Annotated in this window: 20 protein-coding genes and 4 tRNA genes; 22 read left to right on the top strand and 2 right to left on the bottom strand. The window is 39.4% G+C overall.

All coding sequences use genetic code 11. The features are described from left to right. Positions 1–927 (top strand): putative pilus assembly protein FilE (gene filE / locus F935_RS12115; protein WP_016139185.1); only part of this gene is annotated, 927 nt, incomplete at its 5' end. A gap of 18 nt (positions 928–945) precedes the next feature. Beyond that, positions 946–2,898 (top strand): putative pilus system protein FilF, encoded by a 1,953-nt coding sequence (locus F935_RS12110; RefSeq protein ID WP_016139184.1) that lies wholly within the window; start codon positions 946–948, stop codon positions 2,896–2,898. A gap of 54 nt (positions 2,899–2,952) precedes the next feature. Here the strand turns inward: F935_RS12110 and F935_RS12105 are convergent, their stop codons facing one another. Next, complete coding sequence (locus F935_RS12105; protein WP_002115876.1) at positions 2,953–3,501, bottom strand: NUDIX hydrolase; 549 nt, start codon at positions 3,499–3,501, stop codon at positions 2,953–2,955. Between the two features lie 114 nt (positions 3,502–3,615). Between F935_RS12105 and F935_RS12100 the strand changes: the two genes are divergently transcribed. The 6 genes from F935_RS12100 to fghA all read left to right on the top strand — a co-directional run bounded on the left by F935_RS12100 (position 3,616) and on the right by fghA (position 8,795). After that, positions 3,616–4,245 (top strand): CoA pyrophosphatase, encoded by a 630-nt coding sequence (locus F935_RS12100; protein ID WP_080645599.1) that lies wholly within the window; start codon positions 3,616–3,618, stop codon positions 4,243–4,245. Between the two features lie 19 nt (positions 4,246–4,264). Beyond that, complete coding sequence (locus F935_RS12095) at positions 4,265–4,792, top strand: gamma carbonic anhydrase family protein (RefSeq protein WP_080632626.1); 528 nt, start codon at positions 4,265–4,267, stop codon at positions 4,790–4,792. A 134-nt stretch (positions 4,793–4,926) separates the two neighbouring features. Further along, complete coding sequence (gene tsaB, locus F935_RS12090; RefSeq protein WP_016139182.1) at positions 4,927–5,592, top strand: tRNA (adenosine(37)-N6)-threonylcarbamoyltransferase complex dimerization subunit type 1 TsaB; 666 nt, start codon at positions 4,927–4,929, stop codon at positions 5,590–5,592. Positions 5,593–5,601: 9 nt separating this feature from the next. After that, the gene (locus F935_RS12085; protein ID WP_016139181.1) at positions 5,602–6,393 is read left to right on the top strand and encodes a class I SAM-dependent methyltransferase; all 792 of its coding nucleotides are present in this window, start codon (positions 5,602–5,604) and stop codon (positions 6,391–6,393) included. A 136-nt stretch (positions 6,394–6,529) separates the two neighbouring features. Beyond that, entirely contained in the window at positions 6,530–7,981 is a 1,452-nt protein-coding gene (locus tag F935_RS12080; protein ID WP_016139180.1) for a C13 family peptidase, read from the top strand. After that, a complete protein-coding gene (fghA, locus tag F935_RS12075; RefSeq protein ID WP_016139179.1) occupies positions 7,950–8,795 on the top strand; it encodes an S-formylglutathione hydrolase in 846 nt (281 codons plus the stop codon). The genes F935_RS12080 and fghA overlap by 32 nt, the downstream gene beginning before the upstream one ends. Here fghA and F935_RS12070 read toward each other — a convergent pair whose 3' ends face one another. Further along, positions 8,796–9,068 (bottom strand): DUF2218 domain-containing protein, encoded by a 273-nt coding sequence (locus tag F935_RS12070; protein ID WP_009390654.1) that lies wholly within the window; start codon positions 9,066–9,068, stop codon positions 8,796–8,798. A gap of 184 nt (positions 9,069–9,252) precedes the next feature. On the opposite strand from F935_RS12070, the gene rpe reads away from it, so the two are divergent. The 14 genes from rpe (at position 9,253) to F935_RS12000 (ending at position 19,424) form a co-directional block, all read left to right on the top strand. Beyond that, positions 9,253–9,939 carry a ribulose-phosphate 3-epimerase gene (rpe, locus tag F935_RS12065; protein WP_004794447.1) on the top strand — a complete coding sequence of 229 codons (687 nt, stop codon included), beginning with the start codon at positions 9,253–9,255 and terminating at the stop codon, positions 9,937–9,939. Between the two features lie 356 nt (positions 9,940–10,295). Then, the gene (locus tag F935_RS12060) at positions 10,296–11,117 is read left to right on the top strand and encodes a Cof-type HAD-IIB family hydrolase (protein WP_016139178.1); all 822 of its coding nucleotides are present in this window, start codon (positions 10,296–10,298) and stop codon (positions 11,115–11,117) included. A gap of 103 nt (positions 11,118–11,220) precedes the next feature. Next, the gene (locus F935_RS12055; RefSeq protein ID WP_016139177.1) at positions 11,221–11,616 is read left to right on the top strand and encodes a hypothetical protein; all 396 of its coding nucleotides are present in this window, start codon (positions 11,221–11,223) and stop codon (positions 11,614–11,616) included. 40 nt (positions 11,617–11,656) lie between these two features. Beyond that, a complete protein-coding gene (locus tag F935_RS12050) occupies positions 11,657–13,591 on the top strand; it encodes a copper resistance system multicopper oxidase (protein WP_016139176.1) in 1,935 nt (644 codons plus the stop codon). Next, complete coding sequence (locus F935_RS12045) at positions 13,578–14,333, top strand: copper resistance protein B (protein WP_016139175.1); 756 nt, start codon at positions 13,578–13,580, stop codon at positions 14,331–14,333. The genes F935_RS12050 and F935_RS12045 overlap by 14 nt, the downstream gene beginning before the upstream one ends. Positions 14,334–14,361: 28 nt before the next feature. Beyond that, on the top strand, positions 14,362–15,357 hold the full coding sequence (locus tag F935_RS12040; RefSeq protein WP_016139174.1) for a cation efflux transmembrane domain-containing protein: 996 nt from the start codon (positions 14,362–14,364) through the stop codon (positions 15,355–15,357). Between the two features lie 149 nt (positions 15,358–15,506). Then, positions 15,507–15,827, top strand: coding sequence for a DMT family transporter (locus F935_RS12035; RefSeq protein ID WP_004794435.1), 321 nt, complete (start codon positions 15,507–15,509; stop codon positions 15,825–15,827). Between the two features lie 12 nt (positions 15,828–15,839). Beyond that, entirely contained in the window at positions 15,840–16,319 is a 480-nt protein-coding gene (locus F935_RS12030) for a methylated-DNA--[protein]-cysteine S-methyltransferase (RefSeq protein ID WP_016139173.1), read from the top strand. 134 nt (positions 16,320–16,453) lie between these two features. Continuing rightward, positions 16,454–17,674, top strand: coding sequence for a bifunctional glutamate N-acetyltransferase/amino-acid acetyltransferase ArgJ (gene argJ / locus F935_RS12025; protein WP_016139172.1), 1,221 nt, complete (start codon positions 16,454–16,456; stop codon positions 17,672–17,674). Between the two features lie 144 nt (positions 17,675–17,818). Next, positions 17,819–18,883, top strand: coding sequence for a quinolinate synthase NadA (gene nadA, locus F935_RS12020; RefSeq protein WP_009390598.1), 1,065 nt, complete (start codon positions 17,819–17,821; stop codon positions 18,881–18,883). Positions 18,884–19,025: 142 nt separating this feature from the next. Further along, a tRNA-Pro gene (locus tag F935_RS12015) sits at positions 19,026–19,102 on the top strand. Between the two features lie 56 nt (positions 19,103–19,158). Continuing rightward, a tRNA-Arg gene (locus tag F935_RS12010) sits at positions 19,159–19,235 on the top strand. Positions 19,236–19,267: 32 nt separating this feature from the next. Continuing rightward, positions 19,268–19,343 (top strand) — tRNA-His (locus tag F935_RS12005). 4 nt (positions 19,344–19,347) lie between these two features. Continuing rightward, a tRNA-Pro gene (locus F935_RS12000) sits at positions 19,348–19,424 on the top strand. The last annotated feature ends 241 nt before the right edge of the window (positions 19,425–19,665 follow it).

Genomic DNA, 19,665 nt, shown 5'->3' with positions numbered 1-19,665 from the left:
ACTGCACCGACTGCACCGACTGCACCGACTGCACCGACTGCACCGACTGCACCACAAAAAACTCAAACTGCTACTGTTGCTGATAAAGAATTAAAAACATCTACGGAGAAAACTAAATCTTTCGAAGGTGAAAAGGTTCAACCAGTCGCTAATAATGAGTGGAAGAAAAAGCTTATTTTAGTACCGCCGCCCATAAAAAGCACATCACAGGCAGCTCCATCAGCCGTCTCTTCACAGGATAAGTCTAAATTTACAACGATTGATAATATTGAATATGTAAATAATGAGTATCTCGAAGATCAAGAATTTAATCTTGACGGTAAAAAGCGTTTTTATCTTATGCCTGACGGCTTAGGAAGAACTGAATCAATAGAGCGTAAAAAAGGTGTGAGTCGGTCAACTTTAGATCAGCTTTTTAATCGGCAGACTAAAGACGACGAATCTACTGTTGTATTGGCTCCAACATATATGCGTTTATCTTCGCAAGAGTTAGAAGCAGCTTTTGAACAAGATAAATGTTTTATTAAAGGTTATAACAAACAAATTAAGACACTTAGTATAAATAAAGAAGTAAGTGTATGGCCTCGTAAGCCGTTGAAAGAAAAATTTGAATATGAGGTTGTACAGTTAAACCCTTCTGTTCAGCATTTAAAACTTATGTCATTTGCTGCTAGTAATGAGAAGCCTCTTTATTACTGGCCTTTAGTCATCTTTTTAGATAATAAGGGTTGCATTTTAGAAGGAGTTAGTGGCTTTAAGAGTAAATCTTATCCTTCTACGATGTTACAACATTCATCAATTCAAGGTGTTTTAAAAGTACCACCTTCGGCACATTACATGATGATGACACCTTTATCTTCTGCAGTGGATGTTGCAGAAAAAGAGTTAACAAATCAGGGACAAATTCAAATTTCCGTATTACGTTAAAAATAAGTAGGGTATCTAATGAATAAAAAAGTTTTATGGCCTTTTGCACTAACCACATTAGCGATTATGCTAAATGGTTGTGGTGGCGGTAGTTCCAATATTAGTGAAGATCCGAATTCTGGTACTAATAACGGAAATTTATCTTCAGGTAGTTGTACGCCAACAACGAGCGACACTGGTGCAGAAGATACAACTTGTTTGCAATTCGCTTTAGATTATCCGATAGCTGGTATTAATTTCGATTGTAGTTCGGCAACAAATTTTCATTATGCGACTAAACTTTCAGGAAATGCGGTAATTGGGTCGTGCAAAGTAGGAGATACAGCACGTTTTTATATTCAAAGTAAAGATAATAAAAAGGTTTTCTTAGGAAACGTTAATCTGGATACGATTGGGAAGTTTACTGCCGTGAATGGTAGGACTAAAGTGATCAATCCGATATATCTAAGAGTGCTGGATTTAGCAAGTGGTATTACAGGTAAAACTCCATCAACATTAGATAAAAATGATGAAACAATTAAAGTAGCGATTGCTTTAATAAAAATCTTTCAAAGTATTGGTGTGGAAAATGATGATAACCTGATTGGGGATATACAACCCACCCAACTTACAGATACAAAGAAAGATCAGCTTACTAAAATTTCTCAGAGCATAACAGCTACAGAATTAAAAAATGGTGCGTATGCAAGTATTTTAAAACCTTGGTTAGATGTAGGACAAATCTCTGATGATGAAGCTTATAAGTTAGTTGTACAAACGACTAACTTAAGTAATGCTGGCATTTTTGAGTCATTCAATTTATTTACTAGTTCAAGTCCCATATTTCAAAACTATCAAGTTTTTTATGGGTGTAATAGAACTACACAGGAAGAATGTTTTAATAACACAATTAACTTAAGACATTCAGCAGATGAGTTTTATTTATTATCAGACCGACAAGGTTATACATTAGGATATGGATTGCAGTGGAAGGGGAATGCTATTGCAATAAACAATCAAGTACAAAACCCTTATTTGTTAACCTCAAAAGTTAAACCAGCTAGATTAAATGCAAATGCACAGAATGCCTGGTTAAATCCTATTAGCCGTGAGATTCAGCCAACTACTCCGCTTCGTTTTAGCGCCTCTGATAATCCGAATGAAGATTTACAGATTTATCAAGGTAAATTCTTTAATGATTATGGAGTGGCAGGGACAGAACCATTCTATAAATACTTAACAAAACTCAGTACAGGTAATCCGCAACATTATGGCCTCTGGCGTCAAAATGTTGATGGTGATAGCTACAATGGGATATTGAGTATTGTTAAAAGCAGTCCTATTAGTTATCTAGAGAGAAGGGTTTTCAAAACTTCTGGTAACGTAAAGGTGGGAGAGAATTATATTTTTCCTCTTTATGCGACTCTGACATTTAATTTTTCAGATAAGATGATTCAACCTGTAAATTTAGGTATTGTTATTGATGAACATGGGGATATTCGTACTGATATCAAACCTAATTCAACAACAAATGATATGTCAGGCCAATGTGCGACTGTGTCTGACACTAGTTTAGTGGATAGTAATGGCGTACAACAATATCGAATTGGTACTACAGCGGCGACAGTTGATGATCCTTCAAATAGCCAACAGTCTGTTTATGTTCGTATGATTTTATCTAATCCAAAATTTGAGAATATTGATGGTGCGATGGTTGGGGTAACTTTTGTAGGCGTTTCTCCGGGGCCTGCGAAATTGAATCTATTTAATTTATTGGCAAATAAGGTAGATAGTACGAGCATTGATTTCGATACTAATACTGCTTGGTTTAATCAACATGCGGCAGCTCAAGAAAGCTATAATACGCTTAAGGATGTGCCTGCTCCAACCGCTGCGGATAAAGCTTTGGCTCAACGTAAGTTTGGTACAGTAACAATCAAACTAGCGGATCAATCTATTCCAGCTTGTAAAGCAATTAAAACTAAGTCTTAAAATATTAAACAAATAAAAAAGACCGCTAAGCGGTCTTTTTTATTATCTAATTGATTAACCCGTATGGTCTAAACGAGTACCCAAAGTTTCAAGATGTGTTGGGAAAACTTGTTTTTTACGGTCTTCAAAATAATGTCTTAGTGTATGTTCAACACTAGGGAAGGCAAGCTCACCCCATGGAATTTCGTGTTCTTCAAACAGACGACTCTCGATGCTTTCTTCACCTGCACCAAAAATCCCATCTTTTAGCTGCGCTTTGAAAAGTACATAAATTTGGCCAATACGAGGAATATTGTACATGCAGTAGAGTTGCTCTATTTCTATCTCGGCTTCTGCTTCTTCACGAGTTTCACGTGCTGCACCTTGCTCCATGGTTTCAAACAATTCCATATAACCAGCAGGTAATGTCCATAAACCATAACGAGGTTCAATTGCACGACGACAGAGTAATACTTTGTCTTCCCATAACGCTAAGGCACCGCATATTACTTTGGGGTTTTCATAATGAATATTTCCACAATGAGTACAAACACGGCGTACTTTATGATCACCTAAAGGAATTTTTTGTTCGGTTTTATGCCCACACGCTACACAGAAACTCATAATTATCATCGAGTATAGAGATGGCTCAGCATAACTGAATTTTTAGACTTACGCATCAACTCTATTCCCTAAGTTTGATTTTCAGATATGATGCAAAGAGAGATAGAATAATAGGTGAATGGTATGGAAGAGCACTTGCTAACAAAAAAGTTACAGCAAAGATTGCGCTTTTCCACCCGTATACAAGAAGCACAAGCAGCAGTATTGATTGCAATTACTAATGAAAATGATCCAAAGGTACTGCTTACACGCCGTTCAATACATATGAACAACCATGCGGGGGAAGTTTCTTTCCCAGGTGGAAAGCGTGACCCTAGTGATACGAGTAATATTGTGGTGGCCTTAAGAGAAGCTCAGGAAGAAACAGCTTTAAATCCGTTCGATGTTCAGCTTTTAGGTGATTTGCCAATGCAACGTGCAAGAAGCGGTTTGTCTGTAAAACCGATCGTTGGGCTTATTCCTCCAGAGGTGACTTTAATCCCTCAACCTACCGAAATTGATCGAATTTTCTTTGTCCCGTTACAGGAACTTATCGAGACGCGTCCAACACCCTATGAAGTTCGATATGCCCATCAGTCTTTATATTTTCCAAGCTTACAGATTGATAATGAAATTATTTGGGGTTTAACTGCTCGTATGTTAGTTGCTCTGTTTAAATATGGATTGGGTTATCAAAAAGATTGGCCATTTTTACTCAATTCACCAACCTTTGGAATGCCAAAGTTTTCTCATAAGAATAAATGATCAGGATTGATAAATTATGATGTATAGCTATCAAGGACAGCACCCAAAAGCCTTACATGAGCCATGGGATGGTTGGGTTGCTCCAACAGCAACGCTCATTGGGCAAGTAGAGTTAGGCCGTCAAGTCAGCATTTGGTTTGGAGCTGTAGTGCGCGCCGATAACTGTGTAGTTCGAATTGGTGATTTCTCTAATATTCAAGAAAATTCTGTACTACACACCGATGCTGGACTTGAGTTAAATATTGGTGAATATGTCACAGTCGGGCATAAAGTCATGCTGCATGGTTGTACGATTGGTGATAATAGTTTGATTGGTATGAACGCCGTAATTTTAAATCGGGCTGTGATTGGTAAAAATTGTATTATCGGTGCTAATGCTTTAATTCCTGAAGGAAAGGTGATTCCAGATAACTCAGTGGTGATGGGTTCACCTGGCAAAATTGTCAAAACTTTAGATGAAGATGGTGCTGCAAAAATACGTTTGAGTGCATTGCATTATGCTGAGCACTTTAAGAACTATGCAGATTTAAAAGAATTCCATTTTTAACTCTTTTTTAGCAAAATATTTTATGCCAAGCACAAGCTTGGCATTTTTATTTAGAAAGAGAACAACTCGCCTATCAGAGCCGAGTGGGGTATCATAACCCTCGTTTTTAATCTGATTTAATACTAAGGTTGTGCATGAAACTGCTGGCGTTGGAAACTGCAAACGAGCATTGTTCCATTTCATTAATTGATGAAACCCAAGAACTATTTTTCCAACTCGATACAAGAGCAAAAGCACAAACTCAGACTATTCTGCCAATGATTGAGCAGGGCTTACAGCAGACAGGATTTGACGTTGCTGGCCTAGATGCGATTGCCTTTAGCCGTGGGCCGGGTTCTTTTAGTGGTGTTCGAATTAATGCAGCTGTTACTCAGGCATTGGCATGGTCACAAGATTTACCCGTTATTCCTGTTTCTAGTTTGCAAGCTTTAGCTCAAGCGGCATACCGACTTGAAGGTTTGAAACAAGTGACTGCGGTTCTCGATGCTCGTATGAACGAAGTTTACATTGCAAGTTATGTTCTAGATGAGCATGGAATTATGCAATGTATTGATGAAGAAAAATTAATGGGCTACGAGCCAGCTGCTGCTTACGCAAAACATTGCTTAATTGGTTCGGGCGCGAAGCTACTTCAAGCTGATGCAGATCATCAAACAATCACTGCAAATGCACAAGACATTGCTTCTATTGCACGTGTCTATGCAGCACAAAAGCAGTGGGTTGATGCTGAACATGCTTTGCCAGTTTATTTACGTGATGATGCATGGAAAAAAATAGCGGATCAGGGTAAAGCAAAATAAAGGCTAATCATGCACATATATTTTGAAGTAGATTTTCAAGAGCAAGCACAGCACTACCAAGCTGTGCTTTGTTCTAGAGGTGTGAATGTAGATTTGCAGTTAGTTGAAAAACTGAATGCACGATTTTTGCGTTTAAATCCTGAGTTGGCACTTTGTGCAGATGAAAACGGGCTATGGCTGTCTGCAAATGGCATGAAAATGCAGCCCGACTGGAAAGCCGAAATTTCTCGTTTAAAACGTGCGAGTCTTAAATCAGAAATGATTGCTCGGGCTTGTCAGTTAGGTGAAAAACCCATACTTGTTGATGCTACAGCAGGCTTAGGCCACGATAGTTTACTCATGGCTTATTTAGGTGCACAAATACAATTGGTTGAGCGCCATCCAATTTTATTTACCTTACTTGAAGATGCAAAAGCACAAGCTGAAAAAGACAGCTTTTTAAGCCAGTTTATGGATCGGATTCAACTGATCTTTGCTGACTCTGCAAGTTATTTAGAACAGTTACAGCAAACAGCTCAAATGGTTGATGTGGTTTATCTAGACCCGATGTTTCCTCAGCGCGATCAGAATCATCAAGCAGTCAAAAAGCAAGCCCAAGTTAAAAAACAGATGCAGCTTTTACACCTACTTTTACCTGAAGATGGCGAAATGGATTTGGGGGATAATTTGCTGGTTTTGGCACAGAAAGTTGCTAAACGTGTAGTCGTTAAACGACCACGCCATGCTATTTTTTTGGCAAATCAAGAGCCAGCTCATCAATGGCAAGGAGATGCTTGTCGTTTTGATGCGTATTTTCAGTAGGCTTATGTAAGGTTAGGTTTTATTGCTTGAATAATGCACAAATATATGTGATATAGTTCAAAAGCATGATTGCTAAAATTCTTAGCAGGCATACACTTAAGATGCCTGACAAAAACGAAATTTTTGAAAACCTTTTATGATTGATCTTAAACCCTCCATTAATTTTTGGCATGATTTTAAAAGCAACCAAATTGCCGGAATGTGGCTGTTTTTGGGATCAAGACGTTCTCTACAAATTGTACATCCATCTATTCTTCAGCTGATTGTTTGGGGAGTTTTAGGGGGGTGTACTAACTCTCTTTATAGTTGGCTTGTCGCTGGTCAAATCGGTGATTTCAATTCACAAGGTTTAATTGGTTATGCACTTTGGCCATTCATTGCCTTAATTGTCGGTATATTTTTATCACAGCGAACCAATCAACCTCGTTTAATGCTAGTACCTGCTTTACTGTGGTTGGTTTTAGATACAAATATCTTATTAATTCAATGTTTAATTCAGTATTTGGGTTCTAACGGTTATCTCAACTTTATTCCCGATGCTATTTATAACGGAATTTTACCGAGCTTATTTGTAGCTTTGTTTGTGTGGCAAAGTTTAGCGGTGATTTGGGTTTTCTCGCGCGAACTCAAGTGGCCTTGGTGGGAACGTGCACTCGTCATGGTTGCGACTATTGCAACGATGGTGGTGTGGCAACTTTCTGTAAAAGATCAACCGATTTGGAAGGTAGAAGATTCGGCTCCAACATTTGCTGAAGATGCTTTTTACGCACAAAGTAAATTGCTGAACGATTCTTTAGAGCAAGTCCAATATGGCGAACAGGCAAAAAGCCATTGGTATTTTTTAGGTGTTGCTGGCGATAGTTATCAAGATGTTTTTAAATCGGAAGTGGTCCGTATTAAAGAACAGTTTGACACACGTTTTGGAACGATTGGTCGCTCAATGATGTTGGTCAATAATCCAGACACCCGCACAGAAATTCCAATTGCTTCTAAAACCAGTATCGAGTTAGCCCTACGCCGTATGGGGCAGCAAATGAACCGTGATAGTGATGTCCTATTTTTATATATGACTTCACACGGTGAACAGAATCACTTTGAAATTGAAAATGCACCATTAGATTTAGGGCAAGTAGACCCGAAATGGTTGCGTGAAACACTTGATAAATCCGGTATTCGCTGGCGTGTGATTGTTATATCAGCCTGCTATTCAGGAAGCTTTATTCCTGCTTTACAGTCTCCTGATACACTAATTATTACTGCATCGGCCGCTGATAAAACTTCTTTTGGATGTAATAACGAAGCTGATTATACCTATTTTGGACGAGCTTTCTTTGATTTGGCTATGCGAGAGCAATCGTCAATGAAAGACTCATTTAACACAGCTAAGCAAACAGTAACCAAATGGGAAGTGGCTCAAGGTGTTGAACCTTCAGAGCCTCAGTGGATGATTGGTAAAAATATGGAACTTATGCTACCTCAATTGGAAAAGTATTTATTTCCTCAGCAAAATACGGGTAGTGTAGATATTGCTCAAACAAAAACAGAGGCTAAAAACGATGCAACTCCTGCAAAAAAACCACTGCTTTGAGGGCGAGCAGCGTATATACCAATTTGAATCCTCTTATTTAAAAGGACCAGCGAAGTTTGGTGTTTATTTACCACCAGCAGCTTTAGAAGGTAAAGCTTGCTCAACTTTGTTTTACTTAGCTGGGTTAACGTGCACTGAAGAAACATTTGCCATTAAAGCCCACGCACAGCATATGGCAGCCCAACTGAGCTTAATATTGATTACCCCAGACACTTCCCCTCGTGGAGAACAAGTCGCAGCAGGGGATAACTGGGATTTAGGTCAAGGTGCGGGTTTTTATATTAATGCCACACAAGCACCTTGGTCTGAGCATTATCAAATGGAAAGTTATTTAATTGATGAGTTATATCCACTCATTTTAAAAAGCTTTCCTGTAAACGCTCAACAAGTTGGTATCTTTGGGCACTCAATGGGTGGCCACGGCGCACTAACTTTAGCGTTTAAATATCCTGAGAAGTTTAAATCTGTATCTGCCTTTGCTCCAATCTGTGCACCAACTGAATGTGCATGGGGAGACAAAGCGTTTAGTCATTATTTAGGTGCAGATCGCAATAACTGGTTGGCTCATGATGCCACAGCTTTAGTCTCAAAAAATGGTGCAGTATTTGACGAAATTTTGGTTGATCAGGGATTAGATGACCAATTTTATGAACAACTTCACCCTGAAAAATTTAAGCAAGCATGTTTAAAAGCAGGACAGCCTTTAACTTTAAGACAACATGTTGGCTATGATCATGGTTATTACTTTATTCAAACCTTTATGGATGAGCATTTACAGTTCCATGCAATCCAATTAGAAAAGGTCGCTGGCTAATTAGTGTTGCCATTCCACCTGAAATTCTTGTTGAGCCATACGGTTTAGATGATCAAGCACCACTTTTTCTAAGTGGTCGTGGTCATCTAACTGGCTATCAATAGCAACATTTAACTGTTCTGTTGCAGGCGCAAGTGTAATCGTTGCTGTAGGCATTAAGATTTTAAAATCTTGTTCAGTTTCTTGTACTTCAAACTTATGCTTCCAATGATTAACCAGACGTTTTGCAATGCGTTTTCCATCGTTTGTTAATAGATGAGTTGTGCTTTTCATTATCAATCCTCACATTGGTTTAATGTACCTTAACAAATTCGTTTCGCCGTTAGCATTCTATTGTTGCAACGTTACGTTGCAAGTTTGAAATGTTGTCATTTAAGCAAGGAAGGGCAGGCCAAGTAGGTTCTTTTTTGTTATAATTTTCAGCCTCTCCTTAAATTTTTAGCCAGGTCATCCACCTATGTCCAAGCCTTACTTGATTGCTCCTTCTATTTTATCTGCCGATTTTGCACGTTTAGGCGAAGATGTAGACAAAGTGTTAGCCGCAGGTGCCGATGTAGTACATTTTGATGTGATGGATAATCACTACGTTCCAAATTTAACTTTTGGTGCTGGTGTATGTAAGGCTTTAAAAAATTACGGGATTACAGCTCCTGTTGACGTGCATCTAATGGTATCTCCAGTTGACCGAATTATTGGAGACTTTTTGGAAGCTGGTGCAGATATTATTACTTTCCATCCGGAAGCATCGCACCACATCGATCGTTCATTACAGTTGATTAAGTCAGGTGGTGCTAAAGCAGGTTTAGTCTTTAACCCAGCAACACCTTTACACTATCTTGATTATGTACTTGATAAAGTTGATCAAATTTTAATAATGAGCGTAAACCCAGGTTTTGGTGGACAAAAGTTCATTCCAATGACTTTAGAAAAATTGCGTGAAGCTCGTAAAATTATCGATGCAAGTGGCCGTGATATTCGTTTAGAAGTTGACGGTGGCGTTGGCCCTGCAAATATTCGTGAAATTGCAGAAGCTGGTGCAGATATGTTTGTTGCTGGTTCAGCTATTTTTGGTCAACCAGATTATAAAGTTGTGATTGATCAAATGCGTGCAGAGCTTGCGAAAGTAGGTAGTGTAGACGCTTAAAAAGCATGTTGAACTGAGAATAAGCTTGTGGATAACTTTGTTTATAACTATATGGATAACTGTGTTGATAACCGTATGGATAAGATGTTGGTAAAATAAACAAAATTAGATCAACCGTTTATTCTCTAAGCGAAATGTATGAAAAAAGAACGTTTTTACGTTCTTTTTTTATGCGTGTTGAATATTTTATTATCTGATTTTTTATTAAGCTTTGCTAAAAAATAACCTGTGCAAAAAACGATACGGCTCTGTGTAAAAAATTTTTAGAGATAGATAAGTATAAAACTGTAAAAGTGTCATGAAAAATAAAGCTAAATTTGCTTTAATAAGGTTTTAGTAAGAGATTTAGATAATTAATGACGATAAAAATTTTAGCGGTAGATATGGATGGGACTTTTCTTAATTCTAAGAAGCAGTACAACAAAGCACGTTTTTTAAAACAGTACGAACAACTTAAACAAAATAATATTCATTTTGTGGTTGCCAGTGGTAACCAACTCGCAAAGCTGATTACCTATTTTCCAGAAATTAGTCATGAAATTGCTTTTATTGCAGAAAATGGCGCGCATGTTGTAGATGCAGGGCAAGAAATAGCTTTTGCTCATTTAAGTCAACAACAATACATTGAGATTCTAAAAGCGATTGATCCTGTATATACCTCGACTATGGTGATCTGTGGGAAAAAGAGTGCTTATGTGCATAGCAGCATGAACGCGGAGGACTATGCTAAAGTCGCTCGATACTTTGAAAAGCTAACAGTTATTGATGACTTTTATGCATTAGATGACTTGGTGTGTAAAATTACTTTTACTGCTCAGGAAAACGAAAGCTTTGCAATTTTCCAAGATTTTCAGAAGCAAAGTTTTGTTGCAGATAAAGTCTTAGTGCCTGTTTCAAGTGGTTTTGGTTTTATTGATTTGATTCTTCCAGACCAACATAAAGCACATGGTTTGAAGCTATTACTGCAAAAATGGCAGGTTGAATCTGATCAAGTGGTTGCGATTGGTGATAACAATAATGATATTCAGATGATCAAAGCTGTCGGTTATGGATTTGCGGTTGAAAATGCAGTTGAAGCTTTGAAAGCAGTAGCCCCTTATACAACTGTAAGTAATGAACAAGAAGGTGCACTAGAAGTGATTGATTTAGTCCTTCAGCATCAAAAACCATTTGCTTAATTACTTTAAAACAAACAGTTAAGATTGAAAATTGTATCTGTTTGAAAACTTGGTTATGCTAATGGGGTTAAGATTACTCATCGGCTCTAGGCGATAAACCACAATGGCTCTACAACACTTACGCAAGTATGCTTGGTTTGTGTTCCTAATGACTTTGGTCATTGGGTGGAGTGGTGTGTCTGTTGCTCAGACACCTATGCAGCATGATCTTCACACTATGCCGTGTCATAGTGAAAAAACTTCGCATAAGAATATGCATGTTCAAACTGATAATCAGACTGTATGTCATCAAAATATGACACAGTCTCTTAACTCACATGGTGAGCATTGTCAGGACTGTAACCCAGTTCATTGTCAAATTGTGAATTTGGCATTACAGCAAGCTGTACCAGATATTGACTCGCAATTTATTCCAATCTCGTCTCAATTTAGCAGTATTTATCAGGCTCAGCATTTAGCCGGATACTGGCAAGAAATTTTACGTCCTCCAAAAGCTTAATCCTTTCTTACCTATTTTTTTAGTTCAAAGGATTACAGCAATGTCTCATAAAACAATTAGCAGCCTCGTCGCTGTATTTGGTCTATTGGTTTCACCATGGACCCTCGCGGCAATTAAGGAATATCACCTTAATATTAATGAACAACAGGTCAATGTTACGGGTCAGCCGCTCAAACGAATTACCGTAAATGGAAAATTTACAGCACCACTCCTTGAGTTTGAGGAAGGAGATGAGGCTGTTATCCATGTTCATAACCAATTAAAGAATCAAGATACGTCTTTGCATTGGCATGGGTTATTACTGCCAGGGTTGATGGATGGCGTACCGGGTTTCAATGGTTTTAAAGGAATCGCGCCAAACGGAGATTTTGTTTACCGCTTTAAGGTGAAACAAAACGGCACTTATTGGTATCACGCCCATAGTAAAGGCCAAGAGCAAGATGGTTTATATGGCCCGCTCGTGATTTATCCAAAAGGGAAAATACCCGTAGCTGCACATGAAAAAACTGATCGTGATTATGTGGTGATGCTTTCAGATTTTCATCATTCTTCTAGCGATAGTATTATGAAGAATTTGAAGAAATCTCCTGAGTATTATCAAAACCGCCGTGAAACCGTATCTGATGTTTTGAAGCAAGTTAAAACACAAGGCTTAAAAGCAACTTGGCAAGATCGTTCGATGTGGAATCAGATGCGGATGTTAAAAACCGATATGTCTGATGTGACGGGTTATACGTTCTTAGTTAATGGCAAGACACCTCAGCAAAACTGGACAGGTAATTTTAAAGCTGGCGATAAGATTCGATTACGATTTATTAACGCATCGGCAATGTCATTTTTTGATGTCAGAATTCCAAATTTGAAAATGACAGTTGTAAGTGCAGATGGGCAGCCAGTTAAACCAGTTGCAATTGACGAGTTTCGTATTGGTACAGCCGAAACCTACGATGTAATTGTAGAACCTAAACAGCCAAATTATCAGATTGAAGCAGAGTCTATTGACCGCAGTGGTTTCGCTATCGGTACTTTGCACAATGAAAATACGCAAGCTGTGGGGCCAGTTCAAATGCCGCAGCCACGTCCACGTTCTTTGCTAACCATGGATGATATGGGCATGAGTCATGGCAATGGGGCAAGTGATGAACATGCTGGCCATCAAATGAACATGCAACATGACATGTCGGCTATGCCTGAAATGAAAAAAGAGATGAGCCATGCGAATCATGATTCCACAATGATGAACATGAGCCATGACATGAAAAATATGTCATCTGAAGAACATGATCATTCCATTATGCAAATGAAGCATGACATGTCAGCGATGCCTGAAATGAAACATGATATGCAGGCAATGTCGTCTAGTGAGCATGATCACTCTATGATGAATATGAATCATGAGATGCCTACTCAATCTGAGAATAAGACTAAAAAGGATGAGCCTGTTTATGGCTGGGCAAATGCTTCGACACCAGCGGGTATGAAAGCGCTGCAATATAGTGATTTGCAATCTTTAACACCGCAGCCAGACACGCGTGCGCCAGAACGAGAGCTTGTTATTCGTTTAGGTGGCAACATGGAGCGTTATATCTGGACTATTAATGGCAAGAAATTTAGCGAAGCTGAGCCATTGCAAGTTAAGTATGGCGAACGTATTCGTTTGAAGTTCGTGAATGACAGCATGATGGCTCATCCAATGCATTTACATGGCATGTTCATGCAATTGGAAAATGGTCAGCAAGCTGAAAACTTGCCAAATAAACATACCGTTATTGTTCCACCAGGAAAGACAGTTACTGCGTTATTAACAGCCGATGCTTTAGGAGAATGGGCGATTCATTGCCATCTGCTTTATCACATGAGTGCAGGGATGATGAATAAGTTGATTGTGGCTCAAGTGAATGATGGAGCAGTAGATGCATCTCAAGCACCTATTCAATCTGAAAATGAAAAAGGAGCGAGTCATGCGCATCACTAAGTTATTGTCTCAAATGATATGTTGCGGTATTTTCTCTGGCGTATCGGTCCTTGCTTTGGCACAAGAACCCTTAACGCATGATCATTTACGCGAACATGGTGGACAGATCTATCAAGCAACAAAAATTGATACTGGCTGGACTCAAAATGAAGAAGGAGAAGGCAGTTTTTCTTCTGAATTAGAAAGTTGGGTGGGAACGGATGAAAATAAATTATTCATTAAAGCCCATGTTGAAAAAGCCGAGTCGGAAGATGCTAATTACGGCGGTTCAGTACTTTACAGTCGAAATTTAGCTGATTATTGGGATGTACAGGCTGGGGTAAACTACGAGCGTTTACAACGGGAAGATGAAAAGCAAGATCGCTGGGCAGGTGTAGTAGGTTTGCATGGTATGGCACCTTACTTTTTTGAAACCGATGCATATCTTTATGTAGGTGAAGATCAGCTATGGAAGCTAAGTTTAGAAACGGAAAGGGATTTACTCTTTACCCAAAAGCTAATTGGTAAACCTTATTTAAAAGCAGATGTTGTTTTGCAAGATGAATCTCACTATGCAAGTAAAACAGGTTTATCAAGTTTACAAGCTGGTTTTCAAACCCGTTATGAAATTAACAAAAAGGTCATGCCATTTGTTGATGTGGGTTACAGCTATGAAAAAGGTTTAAAACAAACTGCTTGGCAAACTGGCACCGACTCTGAAAATGGTTGGTATTATGGAGCAGGTTTAACACTTAAGTTCTAATTGCCGAACAAAAATTAAGCTTAATGACATGCCATTGGTTTATACTGATGGCATTGTTTTTTGTGTCAGTTATGGTGCACAGATGGCTTTAGAAAAACAAGAGAATCAAATACATTTAAATAAAACTGGCTCTAGCTGCGGGTGCTCCAGCATGCCGTCTCAGGAATATTCTACACCTAGTGAAGCTGTGCCTAGAAACAGCCAATGGGTGAGTTATTATCATATTCCTCACATGGATTGTGCAGCTGAAGAGCAAATGGTACGAATGGCTTTGGCCTCTTACGCTGACGATATTCAAGAGCTTCATTTTGACTTACCAGCTCGGCATTTGGCGATTTATCACAGTGTTCAAGCTGAAAAGATCACCCAAAGCCTGCAACGTTTAGGACTAGGGGCGGAATTACAACAAACGCAGCCACATTATGAACCTGTTGAAAAACCTAAAAAGGTTCGAGCTAGCTCTTCAACCAATGCAGCACAAAAGCAAGTTTTACAATGGTTATTACTCATTAATGGCGTCATGTTTGTCATTGAGTTTATGGCAGGTATTATTGCTTCATCGACAGGATTAATCGCTGATTCACTCGATATGTTTGCCGATGCTGCAATTTATGGCATTGCTTTATTTGTGGTGGGTAAAAACCTCAATGCTCAATTAAAGGCTGCACATATTTCCGGATGGTTTCAGTTTGGCTTAGCCATCATTGTGTTAATTGATGTGTTGCGCCGTTTTATTTACGGCAGTGAACCCGTTTCAATTCTCATGATTTTAATTGGTGGATTGGCTCTGGCAGCCAATATTAGTTGCCTTTATTTAATGAGAGACCATAAAGAGAGCGGGGCACATATGAAGGCGAGTTATATCTTTTCTGCAAATGATGTCATCGTAAACTTGGGTGTCATTGTCGCGGGAATATTAGTTGCCATTACAGGTTCTCCTTATCCTGATTTAATGATTGGATTAATCATTGTCTTGTTTGTTTTAAATGGCGCACGAAAAATTTTACAGTTAAAAAATGAATAAGATTTTCTAAGACAGGTAAGCTTTAGATAGGGTTTGCCTTCATTTTTTATTTTAAAGTAAACTGAGTCCTCACATAAAGGAGGAACGACCTCCCCCATATTGGGTAATCATGTCGGGACGACCTGACACTATAAAAATTAGTGAATGTTATGGCTTGGGCTATTTTAATTTTAGCAGGTGTATTTGAAATCATTTGGGCATATTCTATGAAAATGTCTGAAGGTTTTACACGTTTAACCCCTAGTGTTATTACCGTAGTTTTTATGATTTTGAGCGTAATTCTACTTTCAATTTCAATGAAGACTTTACCCCTTGGCACTGCCTATACGGTTTGGACAGGAATTGGCGCAATCGGGTCATTTCTAGTCGGTATTTTCTTTCTTCATGAGCCTGTTGGCGCTATGCGAATGATTGCCGCTGTATTGATTGTGTCAGGTTTGGTTTTAATGAAAATTTCATCGCCTTCCTAAGAGAATAAAACTATGTTGCTGTCTTATAAGTATATCAATTCGCCTGTTGGGCAATTAAAGCTGGTTGCGAATGAAAATGCTTTGGTGGCAATACTCTGGGACAATGAAAATCCAAAACGTGTTCGACTGGCCGAGCTAGTCGAACAACTTGAGCATCCAGTATTATTAAAGACCGAACAACAATTAAAAGAATATTTTGAAGGTAAACGCCGTGAGTTTACATTACCACTCGATTTCGAGGGGACTGCATTTCAAAAGCAGGTCTGGTCTGCTTTATTGACCATCCCTTATGGTGAAACAAGAAGTTATAAAGATATTGCTGTTCAAATTGGCAATGAAAAAGCGGTGCGAGCAGTTGGCGCTGCCAATGGCAAAAACCCGATTTCAATTATTGCACCTTGTCATCGTGTCATTGGTGCGGGTGGTGCTTTAGTTGGTTTTGCGGGTGGGCTTGATAAGAAAGATATTTTATTAAAACTAGAGCAACAATGAGCCGTTTTTGCGCTCGATTTTTTTAGACTTTTCTACTAAGCTGTCCTCTATGATATTTCATGAAGAAAGTGCTTCATGGCATCGCTTTTTTGAAATATTGATCTTATTCATAACAAACTTTGGATGTTTTAAAAATGGCTGTCGGTGACGTAACAATGCCACAAATGCATGTGGTAAAAGGTGTAAAAATTGGCTCAACAGAAGCATATGTACGTTACCCAAACCGACGAGATTTAGTCATTTTTGAGTTTGCAGAAGGTTCAAATGTTGCTGGTGTATTTACTCAAAATGCATTTTGTGCAGCGCCTGTTCATGTTTCTAAAGCTCATCTTGCCGAAGGTAATCCTCGTTATTTAGTGATTAATACAGGTAATGCCAATGCAGGAACTGGACCTACGGGTTTGAAAAATGCTCAAGATACTTGTGCAAAATTAGCGGAGATTGCTGGGGTAAACAGTTTTGAAGTCCTTCCGTTTTCTACGGGTGTGATTGGTGAGCAACTTCCGATGGAACGTTTACTTGCTGGTCTTCAACCTGCATTAAATAGCGTACAAGAAGCGGCTTGGAATGATGCTGCATCTGGCATTATGACGACAGACACAGTACCTAAAGGTGCATCTGAACAATTTGAGCTTGATGGCATTACTTATACCATGACAGGTATTAGTAAAGGCGCCGGAATGATTCGCCCGAACATGGCAACCATGTTGAGCTTTGTGGCAACCGATGCGCCTATTAGCCGCGATTTAGTACAAAAGTTACTAAAAACCACGGTTGAGCATTCATTTAACCGTATTACGATTGATGGCGACACCTCAACAAATGACTCTTGTATTTTTGTAGCAACAGGTCAGGCGGGTGGCGCTGAAATTACATCAGACAGTGATGCACGCTACACTAAAGTGTTAGAAGTACTTGCTCGTGTAATGAATCGATTAGCACAGTTAATTGTCCGTGATGGCGAAGGCGCGACGAAATTTATTACTGTCGCTGTAGAGGGGGGCGGTAACATTCAGGAGTGTTGTGACATTGCTTATAGCATTGCGCATTCACCACTTGTCAAAACTGCGATTTTTGCATCGGACCCGAACTGGGGACGTATTTTAGCTGCAATTGGCTATGCAGGAGTTAAAGACCTAGACGTGTCTAAAATTCAAGTGTGGTTAGACGACGTGCAAATCTGTAAAGATGGCGGCGCAGCTGAGGACTATACCGAAGAAGCAGGCGCGCGTGTTATGGCACAAACCGAAATTACCATTCGTGTTGATTTAGGACGTGGTCAGGCCAAAGACACGGTATATACCTGTGACTTATCTTACGATTATGTCAAAATTAATGCTGATTACCGTTCTTAAATATCAGTTATAATCAAGCCTCGACAAAGAGGCTTTTTTATTAGCCCCAACTTTTGATATTAAATGATTCAATCCGTAAATCATTTAAGCAGTAACGTTATATGCGAGCAGGTATGCCAGCATGAAGGATAGAGAAGACGTTTTATGAGTGATGCGACTTTAATTGCCAACGATGCAAAAAACATTGTACAAGCGCATTTAGACCGTTTAGGTGAGCCAAAAGACAATCGCTTAAGTGAAGAAGCAAAACAACAAAAGTTTGCGCAGATCGAAGCAGAGCTCAAAAAACGTGATGCTGTCCTTGTTGCTCATTACTATTGCGACCCTGAAGTACAGGAGCTTGCCGAAAAAACAGGTGGATGCGTTTCTGACTCTTTAGAAATGGCCCGTTTCGGACGAGATCATGCCGCCTCTACACTGGTTGTTGCTGGGGTCAAATTTATGGGAGAAACAGCTAAAATCCTGTCTCCTGAAAAAACAATTTTAATGCCGACACTTGAAGCAACCTGTTCACTCGACTTGGGCTGTCCAGTTGACGAGTTCACAGCATTTTGTGATCAGCACCCTGACCATACCGTAGTTGTTTATGCCAACACATCGGCTGCTGTTAAAGCACGTGCAGATTGGGTGGTGACTTCAAGCTGTGCTGTAGAAATTGTTGAACACCTAGATAGCTTAGGCGAAAAAATTATTTGGGCACCAGATCAGCACTTAGGTCGCTATATTCAAAAGAAAACTGGTGCAGATATGTTGCTTTGGGATGGCGCATGTATTGTGCATGAAGAATTCCGTGCACGTGGCATTGCCAACATGAAAGCACTGTACCCAGATGCGGCTGTATTGGTACATCCAGAGTCACCAGAGTCGGTTGTAGACATTGCCGATGCGGTAGGTAGTACTTCTCAACTGATTAAAGCTGCGCAGACTTTGCCAAATGAAAGACTTATTGTGGCAACTGACCGCGGTATTTTCTACAAAATGCAGCAAGCGGTACCTAATAAGATTTTAGTTGAGGCACCAACAGCAGGTGAGGGCGCAACTTGCCGTTCATGTGCTCACTGTCCGTGGATGGCAATGAACGAACTCGACGGAATTTTGGAAGTTTTACAAAAAGGCGATCAGGAAATACACGTTGAACCAGCGCTTGCTGAACGTGCCAAAATGCCTTTAGATCGAATGTTAGCCTTTAGTGCATCGCTAAAGCGTTAAAAAACCTCAAAATGCTTGTTAAATATACATTTGATAAGGATTTTTAACTTTTTTTGAGAATAGGTGTTGACGTCTGAGGGCGTCGCGCCTAGAATGCACACCGTACCGCACGATGTGCGATACAGCAAAAGCTGAGATAGATCGGAGCATAGCACAGCCTGGTAGTGCACCTGGTTTGGGACCAGGGGGTCGTAGGTTCGAATCCTACTGCTCCGACCACTTAAAATAATATTTTAAGATCGGCGAAGTATCGCATGATAAGCATCATCGGTTAAGCGCCTGTAGCTCAGTTGGATAGAGCATCCGCCTTCTAAGCGGATGGTCACAGGTTCGAATCCTGTCAGGCGCGCCAATCGGTAGCTTGGTACATAGAACTATTTGATGGTGGATGTAGCTCAGTTGGTAGAGCCCTGGATTGTGATTCCAGTTGTCGCGGGTTCGAATCCCGTCATTCACCCCAATTTCGGAGCATAGCACAGCCTGGTAGTGCACCTGGTTTGGGACCAGGGGGTCGTAGGTTCGAATCCTACTGCTCCGACCATATTTTAAAAGCATTTAAGCTTTAAAAAATATCCAAAATATTAAAAAGAATTTCTTCTTATCTTAACGATAGAAGGAATTTTTTTGTTTTTATATATTTAAATTTTAATTCATATACACTCCAATATTTGAACATGTTTATATAAGCTCTGTTCTCTGTTCTCTGTTCTCTGTTCTCTGTTCTCTGTTCTCTGTTCTCTGTTCTCTGTTCTCTGTTCTCTGTTCTCTGTTCTCTGTTCTCT

The sequence above is a fragment of the Acinetobacter calcoaceticus ANC 3811 genome (assembly GCF_000399665.1).
In the GTDB taxonomy this organism is placed as follows: Bacteria; Pseudomonadota; Gammaproteobacteria; order Pseudomonadales; family Moraxellaceae; genus Acinetobacter; species Acinetobacter calcoaceticus_B.
Note: the sequence above shows the minus strand (reverse complement) of the source record. Positions and strands in the feature narration are given on the sequence as shown.